Raw genomic sequence first — 24393 nt, 5'->3', positions numbered from 1 at the left:
TCGACGGGCGTTGGATTGAATGACAGAGCATTGTGACACCCATTTCAGACAGGACTTTCATGGATATCGCGCGCACCCCCTCGACCCCCGACGGCAACCCGGAAATGGCCGATGCGGCCGTTGAGCCGAAGGCGCCGCCGGAAATCCGGCGCGAGGACTACACGCCCTATCCCTGGCTGGTCGCCGAAACGCATCTTGATTTCGATCTCGGTATCGAGAGCACCACGGTCCGCGCGACACTGACCCTTTCGCGCAATCCGGAGGCCGACGCCTCGCCGACCCTGCGTCTCAACGGTGACGGGCTGGTCGCCAGCGATGTGTCCGTTGACGGTCAGCCCGCGCAGGGCTGGGTGATGGATGGCGACGACCTGGTGCTGACGCTGCCGGGCGAAGCGCATGAGGTCACGATCGTTACCGAGATCGACCCGAGCGCCAATTCGCAGCTCATGGGCCTCTACGCCTCCAGCGGCATGCTGTGCACCCAGTGCGAGGCGGAAGGCTTCCGCCGCATCACCTTCTTCCCCGACCGGCCCGACGTGCTGAGCGTCTACACGGTGCGGATGCGCGGCCCGAAGGCGCAGTTCCCGATCCTGCTGTGCAATGGCAACAAGACCGCAGAGGGCGAAGAAGGCGACACGCACTGGGCCGAATGGCACGATCCCTGGCCCAAGCCCTCCTACCTCTTTGCCCTCGTCGCGGGCGATCTCGTGGCCCGGACCGACACCTTCACCACCATGAACGGCCGCAAGGTCGAGCTGAACGTATGGGTGCGCGAGGGCGATCTCGAGCGGACCGAACACGCTATGGAAAGCCTCAAGCGGTCCATGAAGTGGGACGAGGAGGTTTTCGGGCGCGAATACGACCTCGACCTGTTCAACATCGTCGCCGTCAGCGATTTCAACATGGGGGCGATGGAGAACAAGGGGCTCAACGTCTTCAACACGAAATACGTGCTGGCCGACCCGGAAACCGCGACCGACGGCGACTATGACGGCGTCGAAGGCGTGATCGGGCACGAATACTTCCATAACTGGTCGGGCAACCGCATCACCTGCCGCGACTGGTTCCAGCTCTCGCTGAAGGAAGGCTTCACCGTGCTGCGCGACCAGCTGTTCAGCGCCGACATGGGCAGCGAGCCGGTCAAGCGGATCGAGGATGTGCGCATTCTGCGCGGGGTGCAATTCCCGGAAGACTCCGGCCCGCTCGCCCATCCGATCCGCCCGGACAGCTACCGCGAGATCAGCAATTTCTACACCGCGACCGTCTACAACAAGGGCGCCGAAGTCATCCGCATGATGCGCACGATGGCAGGCGAGGAGGCCTTCAGGAAAGGCACCGACACCTATTTCGACCGCCACGACGGCGAGGCGGCGACCTGCGAGGACTTCGTGAAATCCATCGAGGACGGGACCGGTCTCGACCTCACGCAATTCCGCCGCTGGTACTCGCAGGCCGGCACGCCGAAGGTCGAGGTGGCGCTGGCCCATGAAGGCGAGAGCGCAGTGCTCAGCCTCAAGCAAACGGTGCCCGCAACGCCCGGCCAGCCGGACAAGCAGCCCATGCCGATCCCGCTCAAGCTTGCGCTGTTCGACCGGAAAAGTGGAAGGCATTCCGGTGAGGAGCTCGTGGTCCTAGACAAGGAAAGCGCCGAATTCCGCTTCGACGGCTTTGCCAAGAAACCGGTGCTGTCGATTAACCGCACCTTCTCGGCCCCCGTTTCGATCGAGCGCGATGTCGCGCGCGAAGATCTCGTCTTCCTGGCTGCGAAAGATGACGATCCCTTTGCCCGCTACGAGGCGATGCAGGAACTGATGACGGGCCACCTGGTTGCGGCCGTATCCGGCGACCTCGCGTCTGCCGAACGCGAAGCCGCGCGCAGCGATATCGCGCAGGCCATGCAGGCGATCATCGAGGACGAGGCGCTCGATGACCTGATGCGCGGCGAATTGCTGCTCATGCCGAGCCAGACCTATGTTGCCGAGCAGATGCTGGTCGCCGATCCGGGCCGCATCCACGAGGAACGCGAGGCGCTGAAGGCCGAACTCGGCACACGCCTCGCCGAGTCCTTCCATGCGCTCTACGACCGCGCCGAGACAATTCCCTTCTCGCTCGACGCCGAGGCGAAAGGCGCGCGCAAGGTGAAGACGCTGGTCCTCTCCTATGCCGCGGCGAGCGATCCGGCCAAGGCGGCCGAGCTGGCCAAGCACCAGTACGACCGGGCCGACAACATGACCGACCGCCAGGGGGCGCTGATGGTGCTGGCTGGCCTTGAGGGAGCGGAGCGGACCGGCGCGCTGCTCGACTTCTACAACCGCTACCAGGGCAACGCGCTGGTCATCGACAAGTGGTTTGCGCTCCAGGCAAGCTCGCTCCACCCCAAGGCGATCGAGCATGTGAAGGCGCTGCGCGAGCATCCCGACTTCACCTTGAAGAACCCGAACCGCGTGCGCTCTCTCTACATGGCGTTCGCCGCGAATCCGGCGGCGTTCCATGCGGCGAGCGGGGAAGGGTACGCGATGATCGCCGACCTGATTCTCGAACTCGACCCGATCAACGCCCAGACCGCCGCGCGCTTTGTTTCGCCGCTTGGGCGCTGGCGCCGCATCGAGGAAGGTCGCGCCACGCTGATGCGCGAGGCGCTGGAGCGGATTGCGGCGACAAAATCGCTTTCGCGTGATACCTACGAACAGGTGTCGCGTTCGCTCGGCTAGGAGTTTCGTGAATGGGTGGTGCGCTTCGCTCGGAATTGCTGGACGCTTTTCCGCACGGGTTTTCAACCGCTGAAGGTCTCAATCTCGCAGAAATCGCTCCAGGAACGGCGCTGGTCCGCCCCGAGCAAGTGCATTCTGACGAAGTGTTCGTTGTGACCCACCCCTGGGACGACGCGCCCGAAGGCGACGCCATGGTCACCAATCGCACGGGGCTTGCTCTAGGCATTGTCACGGCCGATTGCGCGCCCGTGCTGCTGGCCGACCCGGTCGCCGGTGTGATCGGCGCCGCCCACGCCGGATGGCGCGGAGCGCTGGGCGGGGTGCTCGAAAACACCGTTGCCGCGATGGGGTCGCTGGGGGCCCGCCCCTCCGATATCGTGGCCGCAATCGGGCCGACCATCGCCCAGAAGAGCTACGAGGTCGACGAGGCCTTCCGCGAACGCTTCGAGGACCGCGACGCGCGGTTCTTCGATTTCGGGCGCGAGGGGCATCGCCAGTTCGACCTACCCGCCTATGTCACACACCGCCTGAAAGCGGTCGGCGTAGGCGCGGTCGAGGACCTTCGCGAAGACACCTACAGCCAGCCCGGGCGCTTCTTTTCCTACCGCCGGGCCACCCATCGCGAAGAGCCAAGCGGCGGCCGCCAGCTCAGCGTGATCGCTCTGCCTGCCTGAGCCGCATGACCCGGTGCCGTAGGGGTAAGGCGCAAAGTCTTGCGCCAGACTGCACGGTCCTTGCCAAAATGGCGGTTGGCAACCCGCCGCTGAGCGGCTAGAGGCGCGTCCAAACCGGGCTTGCCGGGGGCTTTCGCGCACGCGCCATACAGGGGCACGCTTCCGCCTTCCTCAAAACCCGGTTCAAGGATTCGCAGAAAGCGCCGGATTGCCCCATGGGTAGGCGGCGCAGACACAAGGCAGGCAAGGCATAGCGCTGATGGCAGACACCGCTGCAACCGCAACTCCCGAAACGGCAGGCGAGACCGACGACGGTATCCGCCGCCGCGACTTCCTCGATATCGCTGCGGTCAGCGCAGCCGGCATCGGCGGCCTCGCGGTCGTTTATCCGCTGGTCACCCAGATGGCGCCGTCGAAGGACGTGCTCGCCGCCAGCACGACCGAAGTCGACGTTTCGTCGGTCGAGCCGGGCCAGGCGATCAAGGCGGTGTTCCGCAAGCAGCCGCTGTTCATCCGCCGCCTTACCGCAGAAGAGATCGCCGAAGCCAACGCGCGCCCCGTGGGCACGCTGCGCGACCCGGAAACCCTGGCCGACCGTACCAAGGAAGGCCGCGAGGACATGCTGGTGACGATGGGTGTCTGCACCCACCTCGGCTGTGTTCCGCTGGGCGCGGCCGAAGGCGAAGTGAAGGGCGAATTCGGCGGGTATTTCTGCCCCTGTCACGGTTCGCACTACGACACGGCCGGCCGCATCATCAAGGGCCCGGCCCCGACCAATCTGGAAGTGCCGGAGTACGAGTTCACCTCGGAAACCGTCATCCGCGTCGGCTAAGCGTCTAGAGAAGAGAAGAGATCATGAGCTTTCCCTGGGCCAAGGAATACACCCCGACCAACCCGGTCATGAAGTTCCTCGACGAGAAGCTGCCCCTGCCGCGCCTCGTCTACAACGCCGTCGGCGCCGGCTACCCGGTTCCGCGCAACCTGTCCTACTTCTGGAACTTCGGCGTCCTCGCCGGCTTCTTCCTCGTCGTGCAGATCGTCACCGGCGTCGTGCTGGCCATGCACTACGCAGCGAACGCGCAGGTGGCCTTCGCCACCACCGAACACATCATGCGCGACGTCAACTGGGGCTGGCTGATGCGCTACGCGCACGCCAACGGCGCCAGCTTCTTCTTCATCGTCGTCTACCTGCACATCTTCCGCGGCCTCTTCTACAGCTCGTACAAGGCCCCGCGCGAGATGATCTGGCTGCTCGGCGTCGTCATCTTCCTGCTCATGATGGCCACCGCCTTCATGGGTTACGTCCTGCCCTGGGGCCAGATGAGCTTCTGGGGTGCCAAGGTCATCACCGGCCTGTTCGGCGCGATCCCCGTGGTCGGCGAACCGATCCAGATCTGGCTGCTCGGCGGTTTCGCTCCCGATAACGCCGCGCTGAACCGCTTCTTCAGCCTGCACTTCCTGCTGCCCTTCGTGATCGCCGGTGTGGTCATCCTCCACATCTGGGCGCTCCACATCCCGGGTTCGTCGAACCCGACCGGTGTCGAAGTGAAGAGCGAAAGCGACACGCTGCCCTTCCACCCGTACTACACGGCAAAGGACGGCTTCGGCCTCGGCGTCGCGCTGCTGTTCTTCTTCGCGATGGTGTTCTTCCTGCCCAACGCCCTGGGCCACCCGGACAACTATATCGAAGCGAACCCGCTCTCGACCCCGGCGCACATCGTTCCCGAATGGTACTTCTGGCCGTTCTACGCGATCCTGCGCGCCTTCACGGTCGACTTCCTGTTCGTCCCCGCCAAGCTGCTGGGCGTGATCGCGATGTTCGGCTCGATCCTGATCTGGTTCTTCCTGCCCTGGCTCGACAAGTCGCCGGTGCGCAGCGGTCACTACCGCCCGCTGTTCCGCAAGTTCTTCTGGTTCGGCCTGATCCCCGCGATGATCGTCCTGTTCATCTGCGGCGGCGCGCCTGCTGAAGAGCCCTATGTGATGCTCAGCCAGATCGCGACGGCTTATTACTTCCTGCACTTCCTGGTGATCCTGCCGATCGTCAGCCAGATCGAGAAGCCCGAGCCGCTGCCCTATTCGATCACCGAAGCCGTGCTTGGCGAAGACAAGCAGGCGACCGTCGGCGCAAACGCCCAGCCGGCCGCCTAAGCGAGAACGAGAAAGAACATGACCAAACTTCTCAGCGTCCGCCTCGTTGCCATCCTCGTCGGCCTCGGCTTTGCCGTGATCGCGCTCTATTCCTTCGTCCTCGGTGCCTACGCCGCGATGACGGAAGAGCCGGCCGGCCACGCGCCCTACAGCAAGCCCGAAAGCCACGACTTCTCGTTCGAAGGCCCCTTCGGCAAGTGGGACATCCAGCAGCTGCAGCGCGGCTTCAAGGTGTATGACGAAGTCTGCGCCGCCTGCCACAGCCTCAAGTACGTTGCGTTCCGCGATCTCGAGCAGATCGGTTACGACGAAGGCCAGGTGAAGGCATTCGCCGCCTCGAAGCAGGTGCCGGGCATCGATCCGAACACCGGCGAAGCGACCACGCGTCCGGGCCTGCCGACGGATTACTTCCCGTCGCCCTACCCGAACAACGTCGCTGCCGCGGCTGCCAACAACAACGCCATTCCGCCCGATCTTTCGCTGATGACGAAAGCACGCGGCGACGGTGTGAACTACGTGGCCTCGCTGCTGTCCGGCTATGCCGAGCCGAGCGAAGAGCTGCTGGCGGAATATCCGGAAGTCGCTCCGGGTCCGGGCCTCTATCACAACCCGTACTTCCCCAACCTCAACCTCGCGATGGCTCCGCCGCTGACCACCTCCGGTCAGGTCACCTATGACGACGGCACCGAAGCCACCGTGCAGCAGATGTCGGAAGACGTCGCCGCCTTCCTCGCCTGGACCGCCGAGCCGACCATGGTTCAGCGCAAGCAGACGGGCTGGCCGGTGCTGATCTTCCTGCTCTTCGCCACCGTCCTCGCCTATCTGTCGAAGCAGCAGATCTGGGCCGCCGCGAAGAAGCGCAAGGGCGACTGAACGTCGCTTGCCAACGGATAACGAACGCCCCTTGCGTCACCCCGACGCGAGGGGCGTTTTCCATTTCGGGAGAGAGACCATGACACCGGAAGAGCTCAAGGCGCTCGTCCGCACCATTCCGGATTTTCCCAAGTCCGGAATCCAGTTTCGCGACATCACGACCCTGCTCGGCCATGGCCCGGGCTTTGCCGCGACCGTCGAATGGCTGGCCGGGGAAGTCGAAGGGGCAGAGGCCATTGCCGGAATGGAAGCGCGCGGTTTCATCTTCGGCGCGGCGGTATCGGCGCGCCTCGGCCTTCCCTTCCTGCCCATCCGCAAGCCGGGCAAGCTGCCCTGCGAGGTGATCGGGGTAGACTACGAACTCGAGTACGGCCTCGACCGGCTGGAGATGGATCCGAGCGCGGTCGCGGATGGCCAGACCGTCGCCATTGTCGACGACCTGCTGGCAACGGGCGGCACCGCGATTGCGGCGACCACCCTCTTGCGCAAGGCCGGCGCTACGGTCGAGCGCGCGGCCTTCGTCATCGACCTGCCCGATCTCGGCGGCAGCCGGAAGCTTGCCGCCGAAGCGGTTGCCGTCCACCGGTTGATGGAGTTCGAGGGCGACTGACGTGTCGTCCCGGGCTGGAAAGAAACCGGCCTTCGGGCATTTATAGCCATTGCAACTCCCGCCATGCGCCGTGCATGCGGGGGTTCACGCGCAACCAGAGGGGCGGATGGAACAGACATTGGTTATCGCTATGGTCGGAATGCTGGGCATTGGTGCCCAGTGGCTGGCCTGGCGCACTGGCTGGCCGGCCATTGTCCTGATGCTGGCGGCGGGCTTTCTCGCCGGCCCTATCCTCGGCCTGTTCGATCCCGAACGCGCCTTTGGCGACCTGCTCGACCCGATGATTGCCATCGGCGTGGCGCTGATCCTGTTCGAAGGCGGACTGAGCCTCGATTTCCGTGAGCTGCGCCACGCAGGCGACGGGGTCTGGCGTCTCGTCTTGCTTGGCGGCCCGATCGCCTGGGTGCTGGGCGCCTTTGCCGCGCATTCGATCGGCGGCCTCGAATGGCCCGTGGCGATCCTATTTGCCGGCATCCTCGTTGTCACCGGCCCAACCGTGGTCATGCCACTGCTCAGACAATCCTCGGTCAAGGCGAGGCCCGCAGCGATCCTCAAATGGGAAGCCATCGTCAACGATCCCATCGGCGCGCTGTTTGCCGTGGTCGCCTACGAATACTTCCGCGCGGTGGCCGAATCGCCGGGTGCGGGCGTGTTCGAGGTGGTGCCGCCGCTGATCTTCGCGGCCATTCTCGCAGGCCTGATCGGCTATATCGCCGCTGCGGCCATTGCCTGGGCCTTCCCGCGCGGCGCCATTCCGGAATTCCTCAAGGTCCCCGTGCTGCTGACCTCGGTCATCGTGGTCTTCGTGCTGTCGAACCAGATCGAGCACGAGGCGGGTCTGGTTGCCGTGACCGTGATGGGCATTGCGCTCGCCAACATGAACATCTCGTCGCTGCGCAGCATCCACCCGTTCAAGCAGAACATCGCCGTGATCCTTATTTCCGGCATCTTCATCCTGCTTTCGGCGAGTCTCGAGTTCGAGGAGCTCTCCTATCTCAACTGGAACTTCGCCCTGTTCCTCCTCGCGATCCTGTTCCTGGTCAGGCCGGCCACCATCCTGCTCAGCCTGCTGGGCAGCTCGGTGCCGTGGAACGAGCGCCTGTTCCTCGCCTGGATCGCGCCGCGTGGTATCGTGCTCGTCGCCATCTCCGGCCTGTTCGCCCTGCGGCTCGAAGACATCGGCTATGACGGCACCGCACTCATTGGCCTCAGTTTTGCCGTGGTCGTGGCCACGATCGTGGCGCACGGCTTCACGATCGACCTCGTCGCGCGCCTGCTCAACCTCAAGGGCAGCAACCGGCCGGGCATCCTCATCATCGGCAGCACTCCGTGGACGATCCAGCTCGCGCTCATGATGCAGGAGCTCAAATCCCCGGTGATGATTGTCGATTCCAGTTGGCAGCGCCTCGCCCTTGCACGGCAGAAGGGCCTGCCGTTCTATCACGGCGAAATCCTGAACGAGGCTACCGAGCACAATCTTGATCTCGCGCCCTACCAGGTCCTTGTCGCAGCAACGGAGAACGAGGCCTACAACGCCCTAGTGTGCAACGAATTCGCCTATGAAATCGGCCGTGACACGGTTTACCAGCTGGGCGATGCCGTTGATGACGACGATCGCCACGCGCTGCCCAGCAGCATTCGCGGCCGTGCGCTGTTCGATTCCGGTTTCGGGGTGGAGGATGTGAACGAGCGCCTCGCGCAGGGCTGGGTCTTCCGCAAGACCAAGCTGTCGGAAGAGTTCGATTTCGAAGCGGCCCAGGAACGCCTGCCTGAGGCAGCGAACATGCTGCTGCTCATCCGCGAGAGTGGCACCTTGCGCTTCTTCACCCATGCCGCGCGCCCCGAACCGCGCGCCGGCGACATCATCGTAAGCTTTGCGCCGCGCCAGGAGCGCACCGCGCAGGACGCCGCTGCCAAGCGCGAACGCAAGCGCGGCAAGACGCAGGAACAGGGGAGCGCCGCATGAAGGGCCCATTCGCCAAGACGCTAGCAACCCTCGCACTCCCGCTGGCCCTTGCCGCATGCGACCGGGAAACCGCCGCGCCGCCGCCTTCCGGTGAAGAAGGCGAAACGCGTTCGATCTTCCGGCCGGAATTCCAAGTCGAGCCGATCGAGGCCTTGCAATCGACGGCCTCGCTGGAGACCCGCATCCTCTTTCCCGAAGGATCGGAGCTTACCGAGCAGGCGCTTGCCGAGCTCGCCACGGTCGTCGCCTCGCCGCAGGCGCGCGCCGGTGGACCGATCACGCTAGCCGGCCACAGCGATTCCGGCGGCAGCGACGAGGTGAATATGCGCGCCTCGCTCGAACGCGCGGAAGCCGTGCGCGACTGGATGATCGCAAACGGCGTGGGCGAGGAGCGTATCACGCTGATTGCCTTCGGCGAGCAGAACCCCGCCGCCCCCAACGCATTGCCCGATGGCACTCCGAACGAGGAGGGGCGGGCGGCCAATCGCCGGGTCGAGATTACCGTGGGGAGCGATGCGCCTGCACAAGAGGAGCGCGAACCCACTCTTGCCGAGACGCTGGCTGCGCAGGCCGAAGAGGACGATACGCCAGATAGCGAGGCCGCCGCGCAATAGCGTGTTGACGGCCCGATGATTTCGGTGGCATTGGCGCCTTCGACCGGGCGGGTATAGCATAGTGGTAATGCTCCAGCCTTCCAAGCTGGCTAGAGGGGTTCGATTCCCCTTACCCGCTCCAGACTTTCCCAACACGCACCGGCATACGCCCGCCTGGCCAGGGCGGCGATAGAAGCTGTGTTTTCAGGGGTTTGGGTAAGTCGGGTGCGATGCGATCTTACCGCAGCGCACCCGACCCTTGCGAACCGAAGGGCAGATGCTGCGTAGCATCCTTCTCGACGGACGGTTCCCATAGCCGATGTGAACGTTTTGTTACAGTCCCCCTTATGGGGGACCCGCGGAAAACCTAGCCCAGCGCGCGGTTGTCGATCAGGCGTGTACCGCCGATGCGCGCCGCAACGAACAGCCGGTTTTCCGGGTCTGCCTCGACGCTCGGGATCAGGTCAGCGCCGGTCCGGACTTCGGCGTAATCCACGCTGTCGAATCCCGCGGCCAGCAGGGTTGCCGACAGTTCTCTCAGCGCCGTTTTGACCGCCATACCTCCGCGCATTTCGGCGATTGCCCCGGACATTGCGCGAGGCAGCGCCGCAGCAATCGCGCGCTGCTCGGCAGAGAGGTAGGCGTTGCGGCTGGACATGGCGAGGCCATCGGCTTCGCGCACGATCGGCACGCCGTGGATGGCGTCCACATGCGGCCGCGTGAGGTCGAGATCGCGCGCCATTCGCCGAATGACAGCCAGCTGCTGCCAGTCTTTCTCGCCGAAGAAGGCAAGATCGGGCCGGACCTGGTTGAACAGCTTGCACACGACCGTCGCCACGCCGTCGAAATGGCCCGGCCGGTCGCCGCCGCAAAGGCCCGAGCTGACACCCTCGACAGAGATGTTGGTGGCGTAGCCTTTCGGATAGACCTCATCGGGAGGCGGGGCCCAAAGCAGCGCGACCCCTTCGGCTTCGAGCAGCGCGCTGTCGCGGGCCATTTGGCGCGGATAGGCGTCGAGATCCTCGTTCGGGCCGAACTGCCGCGGGTTCACGAAGATCGAGACGGCGACATGATCGGCCTTCTCGCGCGCCTCTCGCACCAGCGTAAGGTGGCCTTCGTGCAGGGCTCCCATGGTCGGAACCAGCGCGAGCGAGCCACTGGTGCGCAGCGCGTCGGTGGCCGGGCGCAAGCGGGCGAGGGTGGTAACGGTTTCCAGCGCGGTCACTCCGACTACGAAAAGGGGCGGGACGACCTGTGCCGCCCCGCCCCCTTTGTTGCAAGGTGCTGGCGTCCTAGCGCGCTTCGGGCGCTGCCGCCGCCGCGTCGAGCGGCAAGCCGCCGAGCTGGGTGACCATGTCGGTGTAGGCGTTGAGGTAGGCGAGCACGATGATCTGGCCGATCGCCGTGTTCTCGTAGCTACCGAAACCGCCGGCAGCACCGCCGCCGCCGCCGAACAGGCCGCCACCGGCTGCCCAGCCGAGGTCCTTCTTGCGGAAGTAGCCTTCGACCAGCGCTTCCTCGACCGTGGTGCGCGCGTTGACGAGCGAGAGCACGACATTGGCTTCGCCCTTTTTCACGCGGATCCCGCCGGCAAGGGCGCCTGCCGTCCGACCGAAGAGGCCGCCGACCACGCCGCCGAGGATACCGCCGCCGCCGCCCGAATTGCTGTTTGCGCTTACGATATCGGGCTGGAGGAAGTAATCGGCCGCCCGCACCTGGCCGAGGCCGACGTTCTGGCCGTCCTGCATCTCGCCCTGCTCCTGCAGCGCGCGCTCCATCGCCCGGCTGCGCATGGCGCGGCCACGGTTGACCATGGTGAAGCAGCCTGACCGCTGGACGAAGACACGGATGATCTGTTCCGGACTGCCGAGATTGAGCTCGCGCCACCACTTGTCGTCGGGTTCGACCACCGCGATGGTGCCGAGATTCTGCGTGCAGCGCGGAATTTCCATCGTGGCCCGGTCTTGCGCTTTGCGACCGGACGAACGCCCCTGTGCCACAATGGGCTCTGCTGCCATTCCGGTCATGGAAAGCACGGCCAGCGCCGTGAATAGTGCCTTCTTCATATCTGGGATCCCCCTCAAAGAACCATACGCAGCGGCCGGATTTTTCCCCGGTTCTCGCGCGTCGCATGCGACCCAGACGGAAGGCAGAATACCAATTCACTTGCTTCAGGCTAGTATGCATCCGCCATTCTTGGAAAAATGCACTGCGCCGCGCCGGCCATTCGTTGCCGCCGGGCCAAGGGTTGGATAGGGACCGGAAACAATGATTTCGGCAGCTCATTCCTGATGGTCTCGCACCCCCACCGTATTGTTTTCGCCAATGAGAAAGGCGGCACCGGCAAGTCGACCACCGCTGTGCACGTAGCGGTCGCGCTGGCGTTTCGCGGCGCAAAGGTCGTCGCCTTCGACCTCGATCACCGCCAGCGCACCATGTGCCGCTATTTCGAGAACCGGGCGGAAACGATGCGTCGCAGGGGTGTCGACCTGCCCACGGCGCAGTGCCACGTGGTCGAGGGTCTCAGTCCTGACGAGATGGAGGCCCTGGTGGCCGAGAAGGCCGCAGGCGCCGATTTCGTCGTGATCGACACGCCCGGGCGCGACGACCCGCTTGCGCGCCATTCCGCCACCACGGCCGACACGCTGGTCACGCCAATGAACGACAGCTTCGTCGACTTCGACCTCATCGGCCAGGTCGAAGGCGAGAGCTTCAAGGTGAAGAAGCTCTCTTTCTACGCCGAGCTGATCTGGGAAGCGCGCCTAAAGCGAAGCCGCGCCTCGATCAACGAGAAGCGCGCGCAGATGGATTGGGTCGTGGTGCGCAACCGCACCGGCTACACCGAAGCGCGCAACATGGCGCGTATCGAGCAGGCGCTGACGGAAATGTCGAAGCGGGTCGGCTTTCGCGTGGCGAAGGGACTGTCCGAACGCGTGATCTATCGCGAGCTCTTCCCCTCTGGCCTCACCCTGCTCGACAAGGGGCACCTGGGCGATCTTGGCACCAGCCACCTCGTGGCGCGCCAGGAATTGCGCGGCCTTGTGGCGAGCCTGCGGCTGCCTGGCGGGGCGTCCGAGCCTGCGCAGGAGGCGGCGCAATGATCCGCCTGCTCGCGCTTGCCATCCTTCTTGCAGTCGCGTGCCGCTGGATCTTCGGCAAGTGGCCCTGGGAGTATATGAAAGGTCCGACCCCGGCCGAACGGTCGCTCGATCGGGCCCGTGCAATCCTTGCGGTCAAGCGTGGGGCGAGCGCGGAGGACATTCGCGCCGCGCATCGTCGCATAGTTACAATAAACCACCCCGATAAAGGCGGTAGCGCAGACGCGCTGCAGGAGGCCAACGCCGCGCGCGATCTCCTGCTCGACCATATTTCCCGCACCCGAACGGAGCGTTCCGAATGAGCCACGAATTCCATTCCACTGTCCTGCGCGAATACGATATTCGCGGTATCATCGGCGAAACGCTTGGTGCCGAGGATGCCCGCGCAATCGGGCGGACCTTCGGTTCGATGCTGTCGGAAGCGGGCGGCAAGACGGTTGCCGTTGGCTACGATGGCCGCGTCAGCTCGCCCATGCTCGAACACGCCCTGATCGAAGGCCTCACTGCGGCCGGCATGAACGTCGTTCGCATCGGCATGGGTGCGACGCCGATGCTCTATTACGCGGAAGCCTCAGCCGAAGACGTGGACGGCGGCATCCAGATAACCGGCAGCCACAACCCCGCCAATTACAACGGCTTCAAGATGGTGTTTCAGGGCCGTCCGTTCTTCGGAGCCGACATCCAGGAGCTTGGCCGTCGCAGCGTTGCGGGCGAGTGGACCGACGGAGCGGGCGAAGTCGAGGACCGCGAGGTCCTCGATGCCTATATCGATCGTATGCTGACCGCGCTTGACGGCATCGACACCGGTGCGCTCGAAGGCCTCAAGGTCGGCTGGGATGCTGGCAACGGCGCCGCCGGCCCCGCGCTCGAGAAGCTCGCAGCGCGCCTGCCGGGCGAGCACCACCTGCTGTTCACTGAAGTCGACGGCAATTTTCCCAATCATCATCCCGATCCTACGGTCGAGGCGAATCTCGAGGATTTGCGAGCGCTCGTCGCGGAGAAGTCGCTCGACTTCGGTGTGGCCTTCGACGGCGATGGCGACCGCATCGGTGCGATCGACGGCGAAGGCCGGGTCATCTGGGGCGACCAGCTGCTGATGGTCTACGCCGAAGACCTGCTGAGCCGCGCTGAGGGCGCCACGATTATCGCCGATGTGAAGGCCAGCCGCGCGCTGTTCGACCACGTGTCGGCCCATGGCGGGAAGCCGCTGATGTGGAAGACCGGCCACTCGCTGATTAAGTCCAAAATGAAGGAAACGGGTTCGCCGCTCGCCGGCGAGATGAGCGGCCATGTCTTCTTCGCCGACGAATACTATGGCTTCGACGACGCGCTGTACGCCGGCATCCGCCTGATCGCGGCGACCGCGCGCCTCGGCAAGTCGGTCACCGACCTGCGCAGCGCCATGCCGGCCATGGTCAACACGCCCGAAATGCGCTTCCAGGTCGACGAGAGCCGCAAGTTCGCTGCGATCGAAGAGGTGAAGGAGCGCCTCAGCGGAACCGACGCCGATGTGAATGGCACCGATGGGGTGCGCGTGAACACGGCGGATGGCTGGTGGCTGCTGCGCGCCTCGAACACGCAGGATGTCCTCGTGGCCCGCGCCGAAAGCGACAGTCAGGAAGGCCTCGACCGCCTTGTCGCCCAGATCGACGAGCAGCTCGCGGCCTCCGGCCTCGAGCGCGGCGAAAGCGTCGGGCACTGACACCGGCAGCGCCGGGGACGAGGGGTGCGGGCTGGTTCCTGCGCCTTCCCCCGGCGGCCGTCACCGTGGTCATGACCAAGGGGCAGGAACGCCTCGCGGTGCCCAGCGCTTTCTTCGTGTGAGCGCATCCGTTCCTCCCGAGATCGACGACTGGTTCACCGGTCGTGGCTGGCGCGTGCGGCGCCACCAGGCCGAGATGCTTGCCGCCAGCGATGCGGGCCAGCACGCGCTGCTTGTTGCCGATACAGGTGCGGGCAAGACGCTCGCAGGGTTCCTGCCCACCCTGGCTGACTTCACCCCCACGCGCCTCGGCGATGGGGAGCCGGCGGATGGATTGCACACGCTCTATGTCTCGCCATTGAAGGCGCTGGCGCACGATGTGCAGCGCAACCTCCTGACCCCGATCGAGGAGATGGGCTTGCCCATCCGGGTGGAGACGCGCAGCGGCGATACGCCGTCCGACCGCAAGAAGCGCCAGCGCACGCGGCCACCGCATGTGCTGCTGACGACGCCGGAGAGCCTGTCGCTGCTGCTCTCCTATCCCGACAGCTTCGAGCTGTTTCGCGGCCTCAAGCGGATCGTCATCGACGAGGTCCATGCCTTTGCGACCGGCAAGCGCGGCGACCTGCTTGCGCTGGCCCTCACCCGGCTTCAGGCGATCGCTCCGGAGATGCAGCGCGCGGCCTTGTCCGCGACCTTGGCGAATCCCGAGGGCTTTCGCGAATGGCTTGCGCCATGGGGCGAGATTGACAGCGTTGCGCTGGTAGAGGGTGAAGAGGGCGCGCCCGCCGAAGTTGAGATCCTTCTGCCCGATGAAGAGCGTGTGCCCTGGGGCGGGCATGCGGCAACCTGGGCGGTGCCGCAGCTTTACGAGCAGATCCGCGACAACCGCACCACCCTGATCTTCACCAACACCCGGTTCCTGGCCGAATTCATCTTCCAGAACCTGTGGGACGTGAACGAGGACAAGCTGCCGATCGGGATCCATCACGGATCGCTGAGCCGCGAGGCGCGGCGCAAGGTCGAGGGGGCCATGGCTCGCGGCGAGCTGAGGGCGCTGGTGGCGACCGCCAGCCTCGATCTGGGCGTCGACTGGGGCGATATCGATCTCGTGGTGCAGATGGGCGCGCCGAAGGGCTCTTCGCGACTGTTGCAGCGTGTGGGACGCGCCAACCACCGCCTCGACCAGCCGAGCCGCGCCCTGCTGGTGCCCGGAAACCGGTTCGAGTTCCTGGAGGCGACGGCGGCCAAGGACGCGGTCGATGAAGGGCAGCGCGATGGGGAGGAGTTCCGCCCCGGCGGGCTCGATGTCCTCGCCCAGCATGTCATGGCCTGCGCCTGCGCGGCGCCGTTCCAGGAAGAAGCGTTGTTGGCGGAAATCCGCAGCAGCCTGTCCTATTCCTGGGTCGACAAGGACGCATGGCAGCGCGTGCTCTCATTCGTGGAGACCGGAGGCTACGCGCTCAAGGCGTACGACAAGTTCAAACGCATCGTGCGCGACGGGGACGGCGTCTGGCGGCTGAGCCACCCCGAGCAGGCGCAGCGCCACCGCATGAACGCAGGGATCATCATCGATTCCGAAATGCTGGAGGTCCGAATCAATTCCGGGCGCGGACGCGGTGGGCGATCGCTGGGCAAGGTCGAGGAGCGTTTCGCCGCTTCATTGAGCGCGGGCGACACCTTCGCCTTTGCCGGCATGAGCCTCGAAGTGGTCAAGGTGCAGGACATGGAGGTGCTGGTGAAGGCGGCCAAGTCCAACGCCATGATCCCCAGTTATGGCGGGGCGCGCATGCCGCTCACGACCCATCTCGCCGACAGGGTACGCGCGATGCTGGTCGACCGGGCAGGATGGGCGCGCTTTCCGGACGATGTGCGCGAGTGGCTGGAAGTGCAGGACTGGCGCAGCCAGATGCCGGGGCCGGGCCAACTGCTGGTGGAAAGCTTCCCTCACGCCAAGCGACACTACAGCGTCTACTACACCTTCGAAGGCTGGAACGCGAACCAGAGCTTGGGGATGCTGATCACGCGCCGGATGGAGGATCGGGGCCTGATGCCGGGCGGGTTCGTCGCCAACGACTATTCGCTGGCCGTCTGGGGCCTCAAACCGGTGGATGACCCTGCGCCCCTCCTCTCGCCCGATATCCTGCAGGATGAATTCATCGAATGGGTGCAGAACTCGCACCTTCTCCGCCGCGCGTTTCGCGAGGTGGCTGTGATTGGCGGGCTGGTGGAGCGCCAGCATCCCGGCAAGCGCAAGACCGGCAAGCAGGTCACCTTCTCGACCGACCTCATCTACGACGTTCTGCGCAAGTACGAGCCCGACCACGTACTCCTCGAAGCGGCTTGGGCTGATGCGCGCACGCGGCTGACCGATGTCGGGCGGCTCGGCGATTTGCTCGACCGATCAGCCGAGCAACTGGTGCATGTCGAGCTCGACCGTGTCAGCCCGCTCGCGGTGCCCGTCATGGTCATGATCGGGCGCGAGGCGACCCCGCAAGGTTCGGTCGATGACGAACTGCTGCTCGAAGCCGAGACCCTCGCAGGCGCCGCCATGCGGGCCGAGCCACCTGTTATGGAAGGCGACTAGTCCGCCGGGAAAGCTCGGTATTTCTCATTGCCGACGAAGGCGAAGCGCTCGATACCCGAATCCTTGATGAGCGCGATCGTCTTGGCCGAGGCATCGTAGCTGGCGCGCGCATCGGGTTCGAAGCGCAGGAGCGCCTCGGGCGCGGTGCTTGCCGTGGTTGCCAGCTGGTTGAGCAGCGCCTGCCGGTCCAGCTCCCTGCCGTTCCAGTAGAGCCGGTCGGCCTGGTCGATATGAACCGTGTTGACCGCCTGGACTTCGAACCGGCCCGCCCCGTTGGGGACGGGGATCAGCAGGGTATGGGTCGCGATCGGAATGACCATGATGAACATGATCAGCAGCACCAGCAGCACATCGATGAGGGGCGTGATGTTCATGTCGGACATCGGCTGCGCAAGCGGGGCGCGGGTGCGATAACCGTAGGGCATAGCTTCTCTCCCAAAGCAATGAGATAAGATTACATCACATTGGAGGAGGTTTGGCAAATCACGGAGTTTGCCTGAGGATTCCGGGCAAAAGAAAAGGGGCGGATCGCTCCGCCCCTTTCCGGGTGTTCCGTTTCGGTGAGGTCGGGCTTAGCCGGCCTTGCCGAAGGTGCGGTAGCGCTCGTTGCCGACGAAGCCGAACTTCGTCACGCCGCTTGCCTTGATCAGCTGCAGCACCTTGGCCGAGAGATCGTAGCTGGCCTGCGCTTCGGGCTCGAACTGCAGCTCGGGCTCGACTGCCATCTGGGTCGATTCAGTCAGCAGCGTGCGCAGCTGGCCCATATCGATGGCGTTGCCATTCCAGAGGATCTGATTGTCGACCGTGAGGACGAGCTTGTTCTTTTCCGGCTCGACGAAGACGTCGGGCGGAGTCGGGTTCGGCTGCGGCAGGTCGATATCGACCGAGTGCGTCGCGACCGGGATGGTGATGATGAACATGATGAGGAGAACGAGCAGGACGTCGATAAGCGGCGTCATGTTCATTTCCATCATCGGCGCGCCATCATCCTTGCCGCCTGACATTGCCATAGTGGGTTACTCCCTAATCTTCTTTGCGCGAACCGCCCGATCAACCGTTGGGGTCGACGGGGTTCGAGATGAAGCCGACGGTCGGATAGCCGGCCGCCTGGACGTTGTAGATCGCGCCTGCGACACACGACCACGGTGCGTTCACGTCACCGCGAATGTGGACCTGCGGGATCTTTTCCGGATCGTCCATGATGGCTTCGGGGCCACCGGCACGTTGCACGATCGCGTCGAGGCGTTCGAAGGCCTGGTCGTACAGTTCTTCGGAAGTCACCGGCGCGATGTTGTTGAAGTAGACGCGGCATTCGCCGTTGCGCGAGGCGCCGGCAAAGCCGGGCTCACCGGCGCTGACGCCGTTGTCGTCCGTGGTGCTGACGGTCAGCAGGAGGTTTTCGACCTTGTCCTTCGATTCAACCGATTCGAAGACGGGGACCTCGAGCTTCTCGATAGTCTGGATCGCGACCGGAACCGCGATAAGGAAGATGATCAGAAGCACCAGCATCACGTCCACGAGGGGAGTGGTGTTGATGTCCGACATGGGCGTCTCGCCGCCACCTCCTGTCGAAATCGCCATGGTTCAGTTCCTAACGTTCGAAATTCTTGGGCTCGATGCGGGGTGGCGGGGACGGCGCTGGGCCGCCCCCGATACCGTATCGATTACTTCTTGGCTGCGGGTGCAGCGGCCGGCTTTGCAGCAGGCTTGGCAGCAGCGGCCGTCAGGTAGGTCGGCTTGACGGTGCCGTTCGAGTTGATGTTCGCCAGCAGGTCGGTCGAGAACGCGTGCATCAGTTCAGCGATGCGCTTGTTGCGGCTCTGCAGCCAGTTGTAGGCGAACACGGCCGGAACGGCCACGAGCAGACCGATGGCGGTCATGATCAGTGCTTCACCAACCGGGCCTGCGACCTTGTCGATCGAAGCCGAGCCGGCGATGCCGATGTTGATCAGGGCGCGGTAGATACCGATCACGGTGCCGAGCAGGCCGACGAACGGTGCGGTTGCACCGACCGTTGCGAGGAACGGCAGGCCGCCTGCGAGCTTCGAGTTGATCGTGTCTTCCGAGCGCTGCAGCGAACCGTGCATCCAGTCGTGCGCTTCCAGCTTGTCGGTCATCTTCGAGTGCTGGTCTTCAGCGAGGATCGCGTCGTCGACGAGCTGGCGCCATGCGCTGTTCTTTTCGAGCTTGGTGGCGCCGTCCTTGAGCGAACCGGCCTTCCAGAACTGGGTGCGAACGGCCTTGTACTGGGCCAGCACCTTGCGCTGTTCGAAGAGCTTGGTGAACAGGATGTAGAACGAGCCGACCGACATGATCACCATCACGCCGAGGATGAACCAGGCGACGAAGCCGCCCTGTTCCATGGCTTCCATGAAGCCGAAGGAGTTCTGCGGGGCTGCGTCAGCGGCAGCTGCAAGAAGTTCGAAGGTCATAACGAGTGGTCCTTTTGAGTATTCCGTTGTCCGCCTGCCGCAGCAGGCCCGGGAAGTTTAGTTCAGCTGGTAGACGATGGTGGTCGACCAGGAATCCTGGATCGCATTGCCTGCGGCATCGAGCGCCGGGTTGAACCGCGCGTAGCGGGTCATGCCATCGCATGCGGCCGAGTCGAGGTCGCTCGACCCGCTCGAACGGGTCACGCTGCAGGCGGCCACGCGGCCATTGGCACCGACCGTGACGGTCACGCCAACTGCACCCTCGATACCCTCGCGCTCAGCGCGGCGGGGGTAGTTGCTCTGGATGCGGCGTGCCCAGCCGTTCTGGCCACGCGGAGACGCGTTCTGGGCCTTCGACGGCGGCGGGGGCGGCGCGGGGGGCGCGGGCGGCGGGATCACCAGCTGCGGCGGTGCCGGCGGCGGGATCGTCGTCTGTGTCCGGATCGGAGGCGGAGCCGGCGCGATGTTGATCGGCGGCGGCGGCGCAACCGGCGGCGGCGGGACATTGTCCGGCTCGGGCGGCGGCGGCGGCGGTTCTTCCTCCGGCGGCGGCGGTTCTTCGATATCGATCGTCGTCACGCGCTCAACCACCTGCTGCACCGCATTGTATGCGAGGCCGGTAACGAGAGCGTAACCGAGAGCGACATGGATGAGGGCAACAATGATGATCGCAACGATGCGATTGCCGCTCATCTCTTGGTCAGCATAAGCCATTCGGTTGCATCACTCCATCGGCACCCCGGTCTTCCGGGGCAATTCTTGACACCCTTGCGCGACCCGCCCGACTGGCGTGACAATTAGGGGCGTCGTTAACGCAGTCGCACCACCCGGTTCCTGAAAACCAAGCGGCGAAGGCATACCAAAGTTCCCGATTAGAACCCGGACACCTCTCCCCAAGCAACAAAGTATCATTGCCTTAGGTCCGGCCCGACCCTTTAGCTATGATGCAGGGCGACCGCAAACGCTTTATCGGTTAACCGCCGATTCAGTGGCTTGGCGAAAGGAACCGGACAAAGCTCCCAAGAGTTGCCCGAATCGCTGGCGCGAAACACCGAAGGAAAAGAATCACCTGCCATGGCCAAGCTGCTCACAAATCTGCGTACCGTTGCTTTGGCGAGCGCCCTGGCCATTGCCGGGGCGGGGCATGCCCAGACAGGAGACCCGTCTTTCGATGAGGGTCTGACCTACCCCGATCTGGTGGATCTTTCCGACGGCACCCCGCTGGTCCTCAAGGCGCAGATTCGCAGCCAGGCGACGGTTGAACCGGAGCGTTCGCCCGGCCTGGAGCCCGGATTCGTGCGGCTCTACATCGAAGCGCGCACCTCCGCGCTGATCGCCGGATCGGTCCCGGTTGGCGAAGCGCTGCGCTACCTTGTCGACGTCCCGCTGGACGAGAAGGGCAAGCCGCCCAAGCTGCGCCGCCAGGAGGTGATCCTGTTTGCCCGTCCCGTGCCCGGCCGGCCCGAGCAGATCCAGCTTGTCGATCCCCAGGCGCAGTTCGCCTACGACCCGGCCCTCGAGGCGCGCCTGCGCCCGATCCTCTCCGACCTCCTTGCGCCCGACGCTCCGCCGCGTGTGACGGGAATTCGTGACGCTTTGGCCGTTGAAGGGACGCTCGTTGGCGAATCGGAGACCCAGCTGTTTCTCGATACGGAAAACGACGGGCCGGTTTCGGTCACCATCGTGCGCCGTCCCGGCCAGGCGCCGCGTTGGGGCGTTTCGTGGACCGAGATCGTCGACCAGTCCGCGCGGGCCCCGCAGCGCGGAACGCTCGAATGGTACCGCCTCGCCTGCACGCTGCCCGACCGGCTGCCCGGCAGCGCGAACCTTTCGCGCAATCCGCGTGCGCGCGCCCTTGCCGAGGCCGATTACGCGCTCGTGCGAGAAGGGTTGGGCCCCTGCATCCGGACGCGCGACTAAAAGCCCACGCTTCACCCGTCTCAAGACAAACTGGTTCCAACCTGGCCCGTCGCTGCGCTAGGCGGGCGCTCATGTCTGAACCCCTTCGTATTGCCCTTGCCGGGCTTGGCACCGTCGGTACCGGCGTCATCCAGTTGCTCGACGCAAACCGCGCGACCATTGAACGCCGCGCCGGGCGCCCGATCGAAATCACGGCCGTCAACGCGCGCGACCGTTCGCGCGATCGCGGCGTCGACCTGTCGCCCTATGCCTGGGTGGATGACATGCAAGCGATGGCCGAGCGCAGCGATGTCGATGTGGTGGTCGAGCTGGTCGGCGGATCGGATGGTCCTGCGCTCACGCTGGCGCGCGCGGCGCTCGACGCGGGCAAGGGCTTCGTGACCGCAAACAAGGCGATGATCGCGCATCATGGTCTTGCGCTGGCGGAACAGGCCGCGCTGACAAACGCGCCGCTCAAATTCGAGGCCGCAGTCGCTGGCGGCATTCCCGTTGTAAAGGGCCTCCGCGAAGGCGCGGCGGCCAACCGGATCGAGCGGATTTACGGCATCCTCAACGGCACCTGCAATTACATCCTTTCTGAAATGGAGCGCACCGGCGCGGACTTCGGCGACATGCTCGCCGCCGCGCAGGAGAAAGGCTACGCCGAAGCCGATCCGACCTTCGATATCGAAGGGGTGGACGCCGCCCACAAGCTTGCCATCCTTGCCGGGATCGGTTTCGGCGCGAAGGTGGATTTCGACAATGTCGCGGCCACGGGCATCACCGAAGTGCGCGCCGCCGATATCACCCAGGCGGGTGCGCTCGGCTATGTCATCCGCCTCGTCGGGATCGCCTCGCTGGACGAGAGCGGCAGCGAGGCAAAGCTGCTCCAGCGCGTGCGCCCCTGCCTTGTCGGGCGCGGCCATCCGCTGGCCGCCGTTACCGGCCCGACCAACGCCGTGGTTGCGGAGGGCAATTTCTCGGGCCGCCTGCTGTTCCAGGGCGCCGGTGCTGGCGCCGGCCCCACGGCCAGCGCTGTCGTGGCCGACATCATCGACATCGCCCGCGGCGATACCGGCGCGCCTTTCTCGGTGCCGGTGGAGGAACTGGATCAGTTCGCTCCGGCCGATCCGGGCAACCGCACCGGGCGCGATTACATCCGCTTCACCGTCAACGACCGCCCCGGCGTGCTGGCCGAGATCACCGCCGCAATGCGCGATGCCGAAGTCTCTATCGAAAGCCTGATCCAGCGCGGGCGCGACCACGAAGGCGGCGAAGTTCTGGTGGCCATGGTAACGCACGAAGGGCCCGAGCGCTGCGTGACGAAGGCGCTCGAGCTGCTTGAGGGCTCGCCTAGCCTGACGGCTCCTCCTCTGGTGATGCCTCTTCTAAAGGACTGACCTCTTCGGAGGCCTCAACGCCCGGCAATGGCGGCAGGCCCAGCTCAATCTGGCGGGGAGGGACAGGCGCCTCGGCAGTGTTGCCGCGCGGCGCCAGGCCCTGCCCGATACGGTCGGCATCGGAGCCGGGCGGTGTGTCGGGAAGCTCGGAGAAGTCCACGATATAGGCTGGAGGGGGCACGCGGCCGAAGCCGATGCAGGGCCCTTTCTCGGGATTCTTCTTGCACGATTCTGCAAAATCCGGCGCGCGAGGATCGCCGCGGTTCATCGTCTCTTCGGCGTAGCGCTGCAGCGCGCGGTCTTCGTCATAGCCGAACTCACGGTTGTCTCGCCGACGGCGGCACACGATGATTTCGCCCGAGATGATCGCGGCCTCCTGTTCGGCGCTGCAATCCTCGTACTCGTCCTCGCCAAGATCCTGGGTAATTAGGATGTCGATCGGGCCGGTCACCGGCTCTTCGTCCTGTGCGAAGGCGGGACGGCCGCCAAGAAATGCGCACAGAGCGCCCAGCGCCGCCAACCAGTGTCTCGACAATGCAAGGCTCCCTGTCTATCCGCCACGCGCATACGAATTCACGCACCGGTGTCCTGCCGGGCGCAACCTCACGCGAAGGACTGAACCCACTATGAACTCGCCCGCCGACAACCCGCTTGATCGTGTCCTTGTGCTTGAAATGGTCCGTGTGACCGAAGCGGCGGCGGTTGCGGCGTCGAAGCTGATCGGCCGCGGGGACGAGAAGGCGGCCGATGCCGCGGCGGTTGAGGCGATGCGCAAGGCCTTCGACACGCTCTACATGGATGGCACCGTCGTGATCGGCGAAGGCGAGCGCGACGAGGCACCGATGCTCTTCATTGGCGAGAAGGTCGGCGGCGCGCCGGGCAAGGGTCCGAAGATCGACATCGCCCTCGATCCACTGGAAGGCACCACGATTACCGCCAAGGCCGGGCCCAACTCGCTCGCCGTGCTGGCGGCGGCGGCCGAAGGCTGCCTCCTGAACGCGCCCGATGTCTACATGGACAAGCTGGCGGTCGGCCCGGGCTATCCCGAAGGCATCATCGATCTTGCCAAGACCCCGACCGAGAACGTGACTGCCGTGGCCCAGGCCAAAGGCGTGAAGCCGTCCGACATCATCGTGTGCGTGCTCGACCGCCCGCGTCATGCCGATCTCATCGCCGAGCTGCGTTCGATCGGCTGCGGCGTCGTGCTGATCGGCGACGGCGATGTGGCCGGTGTGATCGCGGTGACTGACGAGGACACCACGATCGACATGTACATGGGCCAGGGCGGCGCGCCGGAAGGCGTGCTGGCGGCGGCCGCGCTGCGCTGTGTGGGCGGCCAGTTCAACGGGCGCCTCGTGTTCCGCAACGACGATGAGAAGGCGCGCGCGGCGAAGTGGGGGATCGAGGACCTCGACCGCATCTACACGCGCGACGACCTGGTGAAGGGCGACTGCATCTTCGCGGCGACCGGCGTGACCAGCGGCTCGCTGCTCGAAGGCGTGAAATACCGCCGCGGCGGTACCATGACGACCGAGAGCGTGGTCATGCGCGCCAGCTCCGGCACCGTCCGCTGGATCAAGGGCGAGCACAGCACGAAATAGTCTCGTCGATCGCGGCGGGATGAAGTCCGTCGCGGATAGACGCCATTTTCGCGGCCTCCCTGCGTTGCAATTCCATGACGCTCGTCTAGGCGGGGG

The 24393-nt window shown here is 65.0% G+C and carries 23 protein-coding genes and 1 tRNA gene; 16 read left to right on the top strand and 8 right to left on the bottom strand.

Going from position 1 to position 24393, the window contains the following annotated elements:
• Window positions 1–59: 59 nt before the first annotated feature.
• From pepN to KUV82_RS00305, 9 genes are all read left to right on the top strand, one after another.
• A complete protein-coding gene (pepN, locus tag KUV82_RS00345; RefSeq protein WP_219954936.1) occupies window positions 60–2711 on the top strand; it encodes an aminopeptidase N in 2652 nt (883 codons plus the stop codon).
• Between the two features lie 11 nt (window positions 2712–2722).
• Window positions 2723–3385: a peptidoglycan editing factor PgeF gene (pgeF, locus tag KUV82_RS00340; protein WP_219954935.1), complete on the top strand. Its 663-nt coding sequence runs from the start codon at window positions 2723–2725 to the stop codon at window positions 3383–3385.
• A 259-nt stretch (window positions 3386–3644) separates the two neighbouring features.
• Window positions 3645–4217, top strand: coding sequence for a ubiquinol-cytochrome c reductase iron-sulfur subunit (petA, locus tag KUV82_RS00335; RefSeq protein WP_219954934.1), 573 nt, complete (start codon window positions 3645–3647; stop codon window positions 4215–4217).
• Between the two features lie 23 nt (window positions 4218–4240).
• On the top strand, window positions 4241–5536 hold the full coding sequence (locus tag KUV82_RS00330) for a cytochrome b (RefSeq protein WP_219954933.1): 1296 nt from the start codon (window positions 4241–4243) through the stop codon (window positions 5534–5536).
• An 18-nt stretch (window positions 5537–5554) separates the two neighbouring features.
• Entirely contained in the window at window positions 5555–6409 is an 855-nt protein-coding gene (locus tag KUV82_RS00325) for a cytochrome c1 (RefSeq protein ID WP_219954932.1), read from the top strand.
• Between the two features lie 79 nt (window positions 6410–6488).
• Complete coding sequence (locus KUV82_RS00320) at window positions 6489–7019, top strand: adenine phosphoribosyltransferase (protein ID WP_219954931.1); 531 nt, start codon at window positions 6489–6491, stop codon at window positions 7017–7019.
• Window positions 7020–7125: 106 nt separating this feature from the next.
• On the top strand, window positions 7126–8985 hold the full coding sequence (locus tag KUV82_RS00315) for a cation:proton antiporter (RefSeq protein ID WP_219954930.1): 1860 nt from the start codon (window positions 7126–7128) through the stop codon (window positions 8983–8985).
• Window positions 8982–9599 (top strand): OmpA family protein, encoded by a 618-nt coding sequence (locus KUV82_RS00310; protein WP_219954929.1) that lies wholly within the window; start codon window positions 8982–8984, stop codon window positions 9597–9599. The genes KUV82_RS00315 and KUV82_RS00310 overlap by 4 nt, the downstream gene beginning before the upstream one ends.
• 47 nt (window positions 9600–9646) lie before the next feature.
• Window positions 9647–9720, top strand: a tRNA-Gly gene (locus KUV82_RS00305).
• Window positions 9721–9945: 225 nt separating this feature from the next.
• Here KUV82_RS00305 and panC read toward each other — a convergent pair.
• Together panC and KUV82_RS00295 are read right to left on the bottom strand one after the other, a co-directional pair.
• Window positions 9946–10794 (bottom strand): pantoate--beta-alanine ligase, encoded by an 849-nt coding sequence (gene panC / locus KUV82_RS00300; protein ID WP_219956154.1) that lies wholly within the window; start codon window positions 10792–10794, stop codon window positions 9946–9948.
• 76 nt (window positions 10795–10870) lie between these two features.
• Window positions 10871–11644, bottom strand: a complete 774-nt coding sequence (locus KUV82_RS00295) for a CsgG/HfaB family protein (RefSeq protein ID WP_219954928.1) — start codon at window positions 11642–11644, stop codon at window positions 10871–10873.
• Between the two features lie 225 nt (window positions 11645–11869).
• On the opposite strand from KUV82_RS00295, the gene KUV82_RS00290 reads away from it, so the two are divergent.
• The 4 genes from KUV82_RS00290 (at window position 11870) to KUV82_RS00275 (ending at window position 16965) form a co-directional block, all read left to right on the top strand.
• Window positions 11870–12679, top strand: coding sequence for a division plane positioning ATPase MipZ (locus tag KUV82_RS00290; protein WP_219954927.1), 810 nt, complete (start codon window positions 11870–11872; stop codon window positions 12677–12679).
• Window positions 12676–12978 carry a J domain-containing protein gene (locus KUV82_RS00285; protein ID WP_219954926.1) on the top strand — a complete coding sequence of 101 codons (303 nt, stop codon included), beginning with the start codon at window positions 12676–12678 and terminating at the stop codon, window positions 12976–12978. Before KUV82_RS00290 ends, KUV82_RS00285 begins: the two co-directional genes overlap by 4 nt.
• Window positions 12975–14378, top strand: coding sequence for a phosphoglucomutase/phosphomannomutase PgmG (pgmG, locus tag KUV82_RS00280; RefSeq protein ID WP_219954925.1), 1404 nt, complete (start codon window positions 12975–12977; stop codon window positions 14376–14378). The genes KUV82_RS00285 and pgmG overlap by 4 nt, the downstream gene beginning before the upstream one ends.
• Before the next feature lie 118 nt (window positions 14379–14496).
• On the top strand, window positions 14497–16965 hold the full coding sequence (locus KUV82_RS00275; protein WP_219954924.1) for a ligase-associated DNA damage response DEXH box helicase: 2469 nt from the start codon (window positions 14497–14499) through the stop codon (window positions 16963–16965).
• Here the strand turns inward: KUV82_RS00275 and KUV82_RS00270 are convergent.
• The 5 genes from KUV82_RS00270 to KUV82_RS00250 all read right to left on the bottom strand — a co-directional run bounded on the left by KUV82_RS00270 (window position 16962) and on the right by KUV82_RS00250 (window position 20111).
• A complete protein-coding gene (locus KUV82_RS00270; protein ID WP_258319783.1) occupies window positions 16962–17390 on the bottom strand; it encodes an ExbD/TolR family protein in 429 nt (142 codons plus the stop codon). The genes KUV82_RS00275 and KUV82_RS00270 overlap by 4 nt on opposite strands.
• A gap of 147 nt (window positions 17391–17537) precedes the next feature.
• Window positions 17538–17975 (bottom strand): ExbD/TolR family protein, encoded by a 438-nt coding sequence (locus tag KUV82_RS00265; RefSeq protein ID WP_219954923.1) that lies wholly within the window; start codon window positions 17973–17975, stop codon window positions 17538–17540.
• A gap of 40 nt (window positions 17976–18015) precedes the next feature.
• Window positions 18016–18546: an ExbD/TolR family protein gene (locus KUV82_RS00260; RefSeq protein WP_219954922.1), complete on the bottom strand. Its 531-nt coding sequence runs from the start codon at window positions 18544–18546 to the stop codon at window positions 18016–18018.
• A gap of 83 nt (window positions 18547–18629) precedes the next feature.
• Window positions 18630–19397 carry a MotA/TolQ/ExbB proton channel family protein gene (locus KUV82_RS00255; RefSeq protein WP_219954921.1) on the bottom strand — a complete coding sequence of 256 codons (768 nt, stop codon included), beginning with the start codon at window positions 19395–19397 and terminating at the stop codon, window positions 18630–18632.
• A gap of 57 nt (window positions 19398–19454) precedes the next feature.
• Window positions 19455–20111: an energy transducer TonB gene (locus tag KUV82_RS00250; protein ID WP_219954920.1), complete on the bottom strand. Its 657-nt coding sequence runs from the start codon at window positions 20109–20111 to the stop codon at window positions 19455–19457.
• Window positions 20112–20471: 360 nt separating this feature from the next.
• Between KUV82_RS00250 and KUV82_RS00245 the strand changes: the two genes are divergently transcribed.
• Complete coding sequence (locus KUV82_RS00245; RefSeq protein ID WP_219954919.1) at window positions 20472–21317, top strand: hypothetical protein; 846 nt, start codon at window positions 20472–20474, stop codon at window positions 21315–21317.
• 71 nt (window positions 21318–21388) lie between these two features.
• Window positions 21389–22696 carry a homoserine dehydrogenase gene (locus KUV82_RS00240; protein ID WP_219954918.1) on the top strand — a complete coding sequence of 436 codons (1308 nt, stop codon included), beginning with the start codon at window positions 21389–21391 and terminating at the stop codon, window positions 22694–22696.
• Here the strand turns inward: KUV82_RS00240 and KUV82_RS00235 are convergent.
• A complete protein-coding gene (locus KUV82_RS00235; protein ID WP_219954917.1) occupies window positions 22650–23216 on the bottom strand; it encodes a hypothetical protein in 567 nt (188 codons plus the stop codon). The genes KUV82_RS00240 and KUV82_RS00235 overlap by 47 nt on opposite strands.
• A gap of 106 nt (window positions 23217–23322) precedes the next feature.
• Here KUV82_RS00235 and glpX point away from each other — a divergent pair, with 106 nt between their 5' ends.
• Window positions 23323–24297 (top strand): class II fructose-bisphosphatase, encoded by a 975-nt coding sequence (glpX, locus tag KUV82_RS00230; protein WP_219954916.1) that lies wholly within the window; start codon window positions 23323–23325, stop codon window positions 24295–24297.
• Window positions 24298–24393: the final 96 nt, after the last annotated feature.

This window comes from Qipengyuania flava (genome assembly GCF_019448255.1).
Lineage (GTDB): Bacteria > Pseudomonadota > Alphaproteobacteria > Sphingomonadales > Sphingomonadaceae > Qipengyuania > Qipengyuania flava_A.
This window is presented reverse-complemented; position numbering and strand designations above follow the sequence as displayed.

Excerpts from the sequence above, each read along its gene's own strand:
- KUV82_RS00250 (WP_219954920.1), bottom strand. The coding sequence starts at position 20,111 with ATGGCTTATGCTGACCAAGAGATGAGCGGCAATCGCATCGTTGCGATC.
- KUV82_RS00330 (WP_219954933.1), top strand. The coding sequence starts at position 4,241 with ATGAGCTTTCCCTGGGCCAAGGAATACACCCCGACCAACCCGGTCATG.
- KUV82_RS00265 (WP_219954923.1), bottom strand. The coding sequence starts at position 17,975 with ATGGCAATGTCAGGCGGCAAGGATGATGGCGCGCCGATGATGGAAATG.
- KUV82_RS00320 (WP_219954931.1), top strand. The coding sequence starts at position 6,489 with ATGACACCGGAAGAGCTCAAGGCGCTCGTCCGCACCATTCCGGATTTT.
- KUV82_RS00240 (WP_219954918.1), top strand. The coding sequence starts at position 21,389 with ATGTCTGAACCCCTTCGTATTGCCCTTGCCGGGCTTGGCACCGTCGGT.
- pgeF (WP_219954935.1), top strand. The coding sequence starts at position 2,723 with ATGGGTGGTGCGCTTCGCTCGGAATTGCTGGACGCTTTTCCGCACGGG.
- KUV82_RS00260 (WP_219954922.1), bottom strand. The coding sequence starts at position 18,546 with ATGGCGATTTCGACAGGAGGTGGCGGCGAGACGCCCATGTCGGACATC.
- KUV82_RS00270 (WP_258319783.1), bottom strand. The coding sequence starts at position 17,390 with ATGCCCTACGGTTATCGCACCCGCGCCCCGCTTGCGCAGCCGATGTCC.
- KUV82_RS00245 (WP_219954919.1), top strand. The coding sequence starts at position 20,472 with ATGGCCAAGCTGCTCACAAATCTGCGTACCGTTGCTTTGGCGAGCGCC.
- pgmG (WP_219954925.1), top strand. The coding sequence starts at position 12,975 with ATGAGCCACGAATTCCATTCCACTGTCCTGCGCGAATACGATATTCGC.
- glpX (WP_219954916.1), top strand. The coding sequence starts at position 23,323 with ATGAACTCGCCCGCCGACAACCCGCTTGATCGTGTCCTTGTGCTTGAA.
- petA (WP_219954934.1), top strand. The coding sequence starts at position 3,645 with ATGGCAGACACCGCTGCAACCGCAACTCCCGAAACGGCAGGCGAGACC.
- KUV82_RS00315 (WP_219954930.1), top strand. The coding sequence starts at position 7,126 with ATGGAACAGACATTGGTTATCGCTATGGTCGGAATGCTGGGCATTGGT.
- KUV82_RS00325 (WP_219954932.1), top strand. The coding sequence starts at position 5,555 with ATGACCAAACTTCTCAGCGTCCGCCTCGTTGCCATCCTCGTCGGCCTC.
- pepN (WP_219954936.1), top strand. The coding sequence starts at position 60 with ATGGATATCGCGCGCACCCCCTCGACCCCCGACGGCAACCCGGAAATG.
- KUV82_RS00295 (WP_219954928.1), bottom strand. The coding sequence starts at position 11,644 with ATGAAGAAGGCACTATTCACGGCGCTGGCCGTGCTTTCCATGACCGGA.
- KUV82_RS00310 (WP_219954929.1), top strand. The coding sequence starts at position 8,982 with ATGAAGGGCCCATTCGCCAAGACGCTAGCAACCCTCGCACTCCCGCTG.
- KUV82_RS00285 (WP_219954926.1), top strand. The coding sequence starts at position 12,676 with ATGATCCGCCTGCTCGCGCTTGCCATCCTTCTTGCAGTCGCGTGCCGC.
- KUV82_RS00255 (WP_219954921.1), bottom strand. The coding sequence starts at position 19,397 with ATGACCTTCGAACTTCTTGCAGCTGCCGCTGACGCAGCCCCGCAGAAC.
- KUV82_RS00290 (WP_219954927.1), top strand. The coding sequence starts at position 11,870 with ATGGTCTCGCACCCCCACCGTATTGTTTTCGCCAATGAGAAAGGCGGC.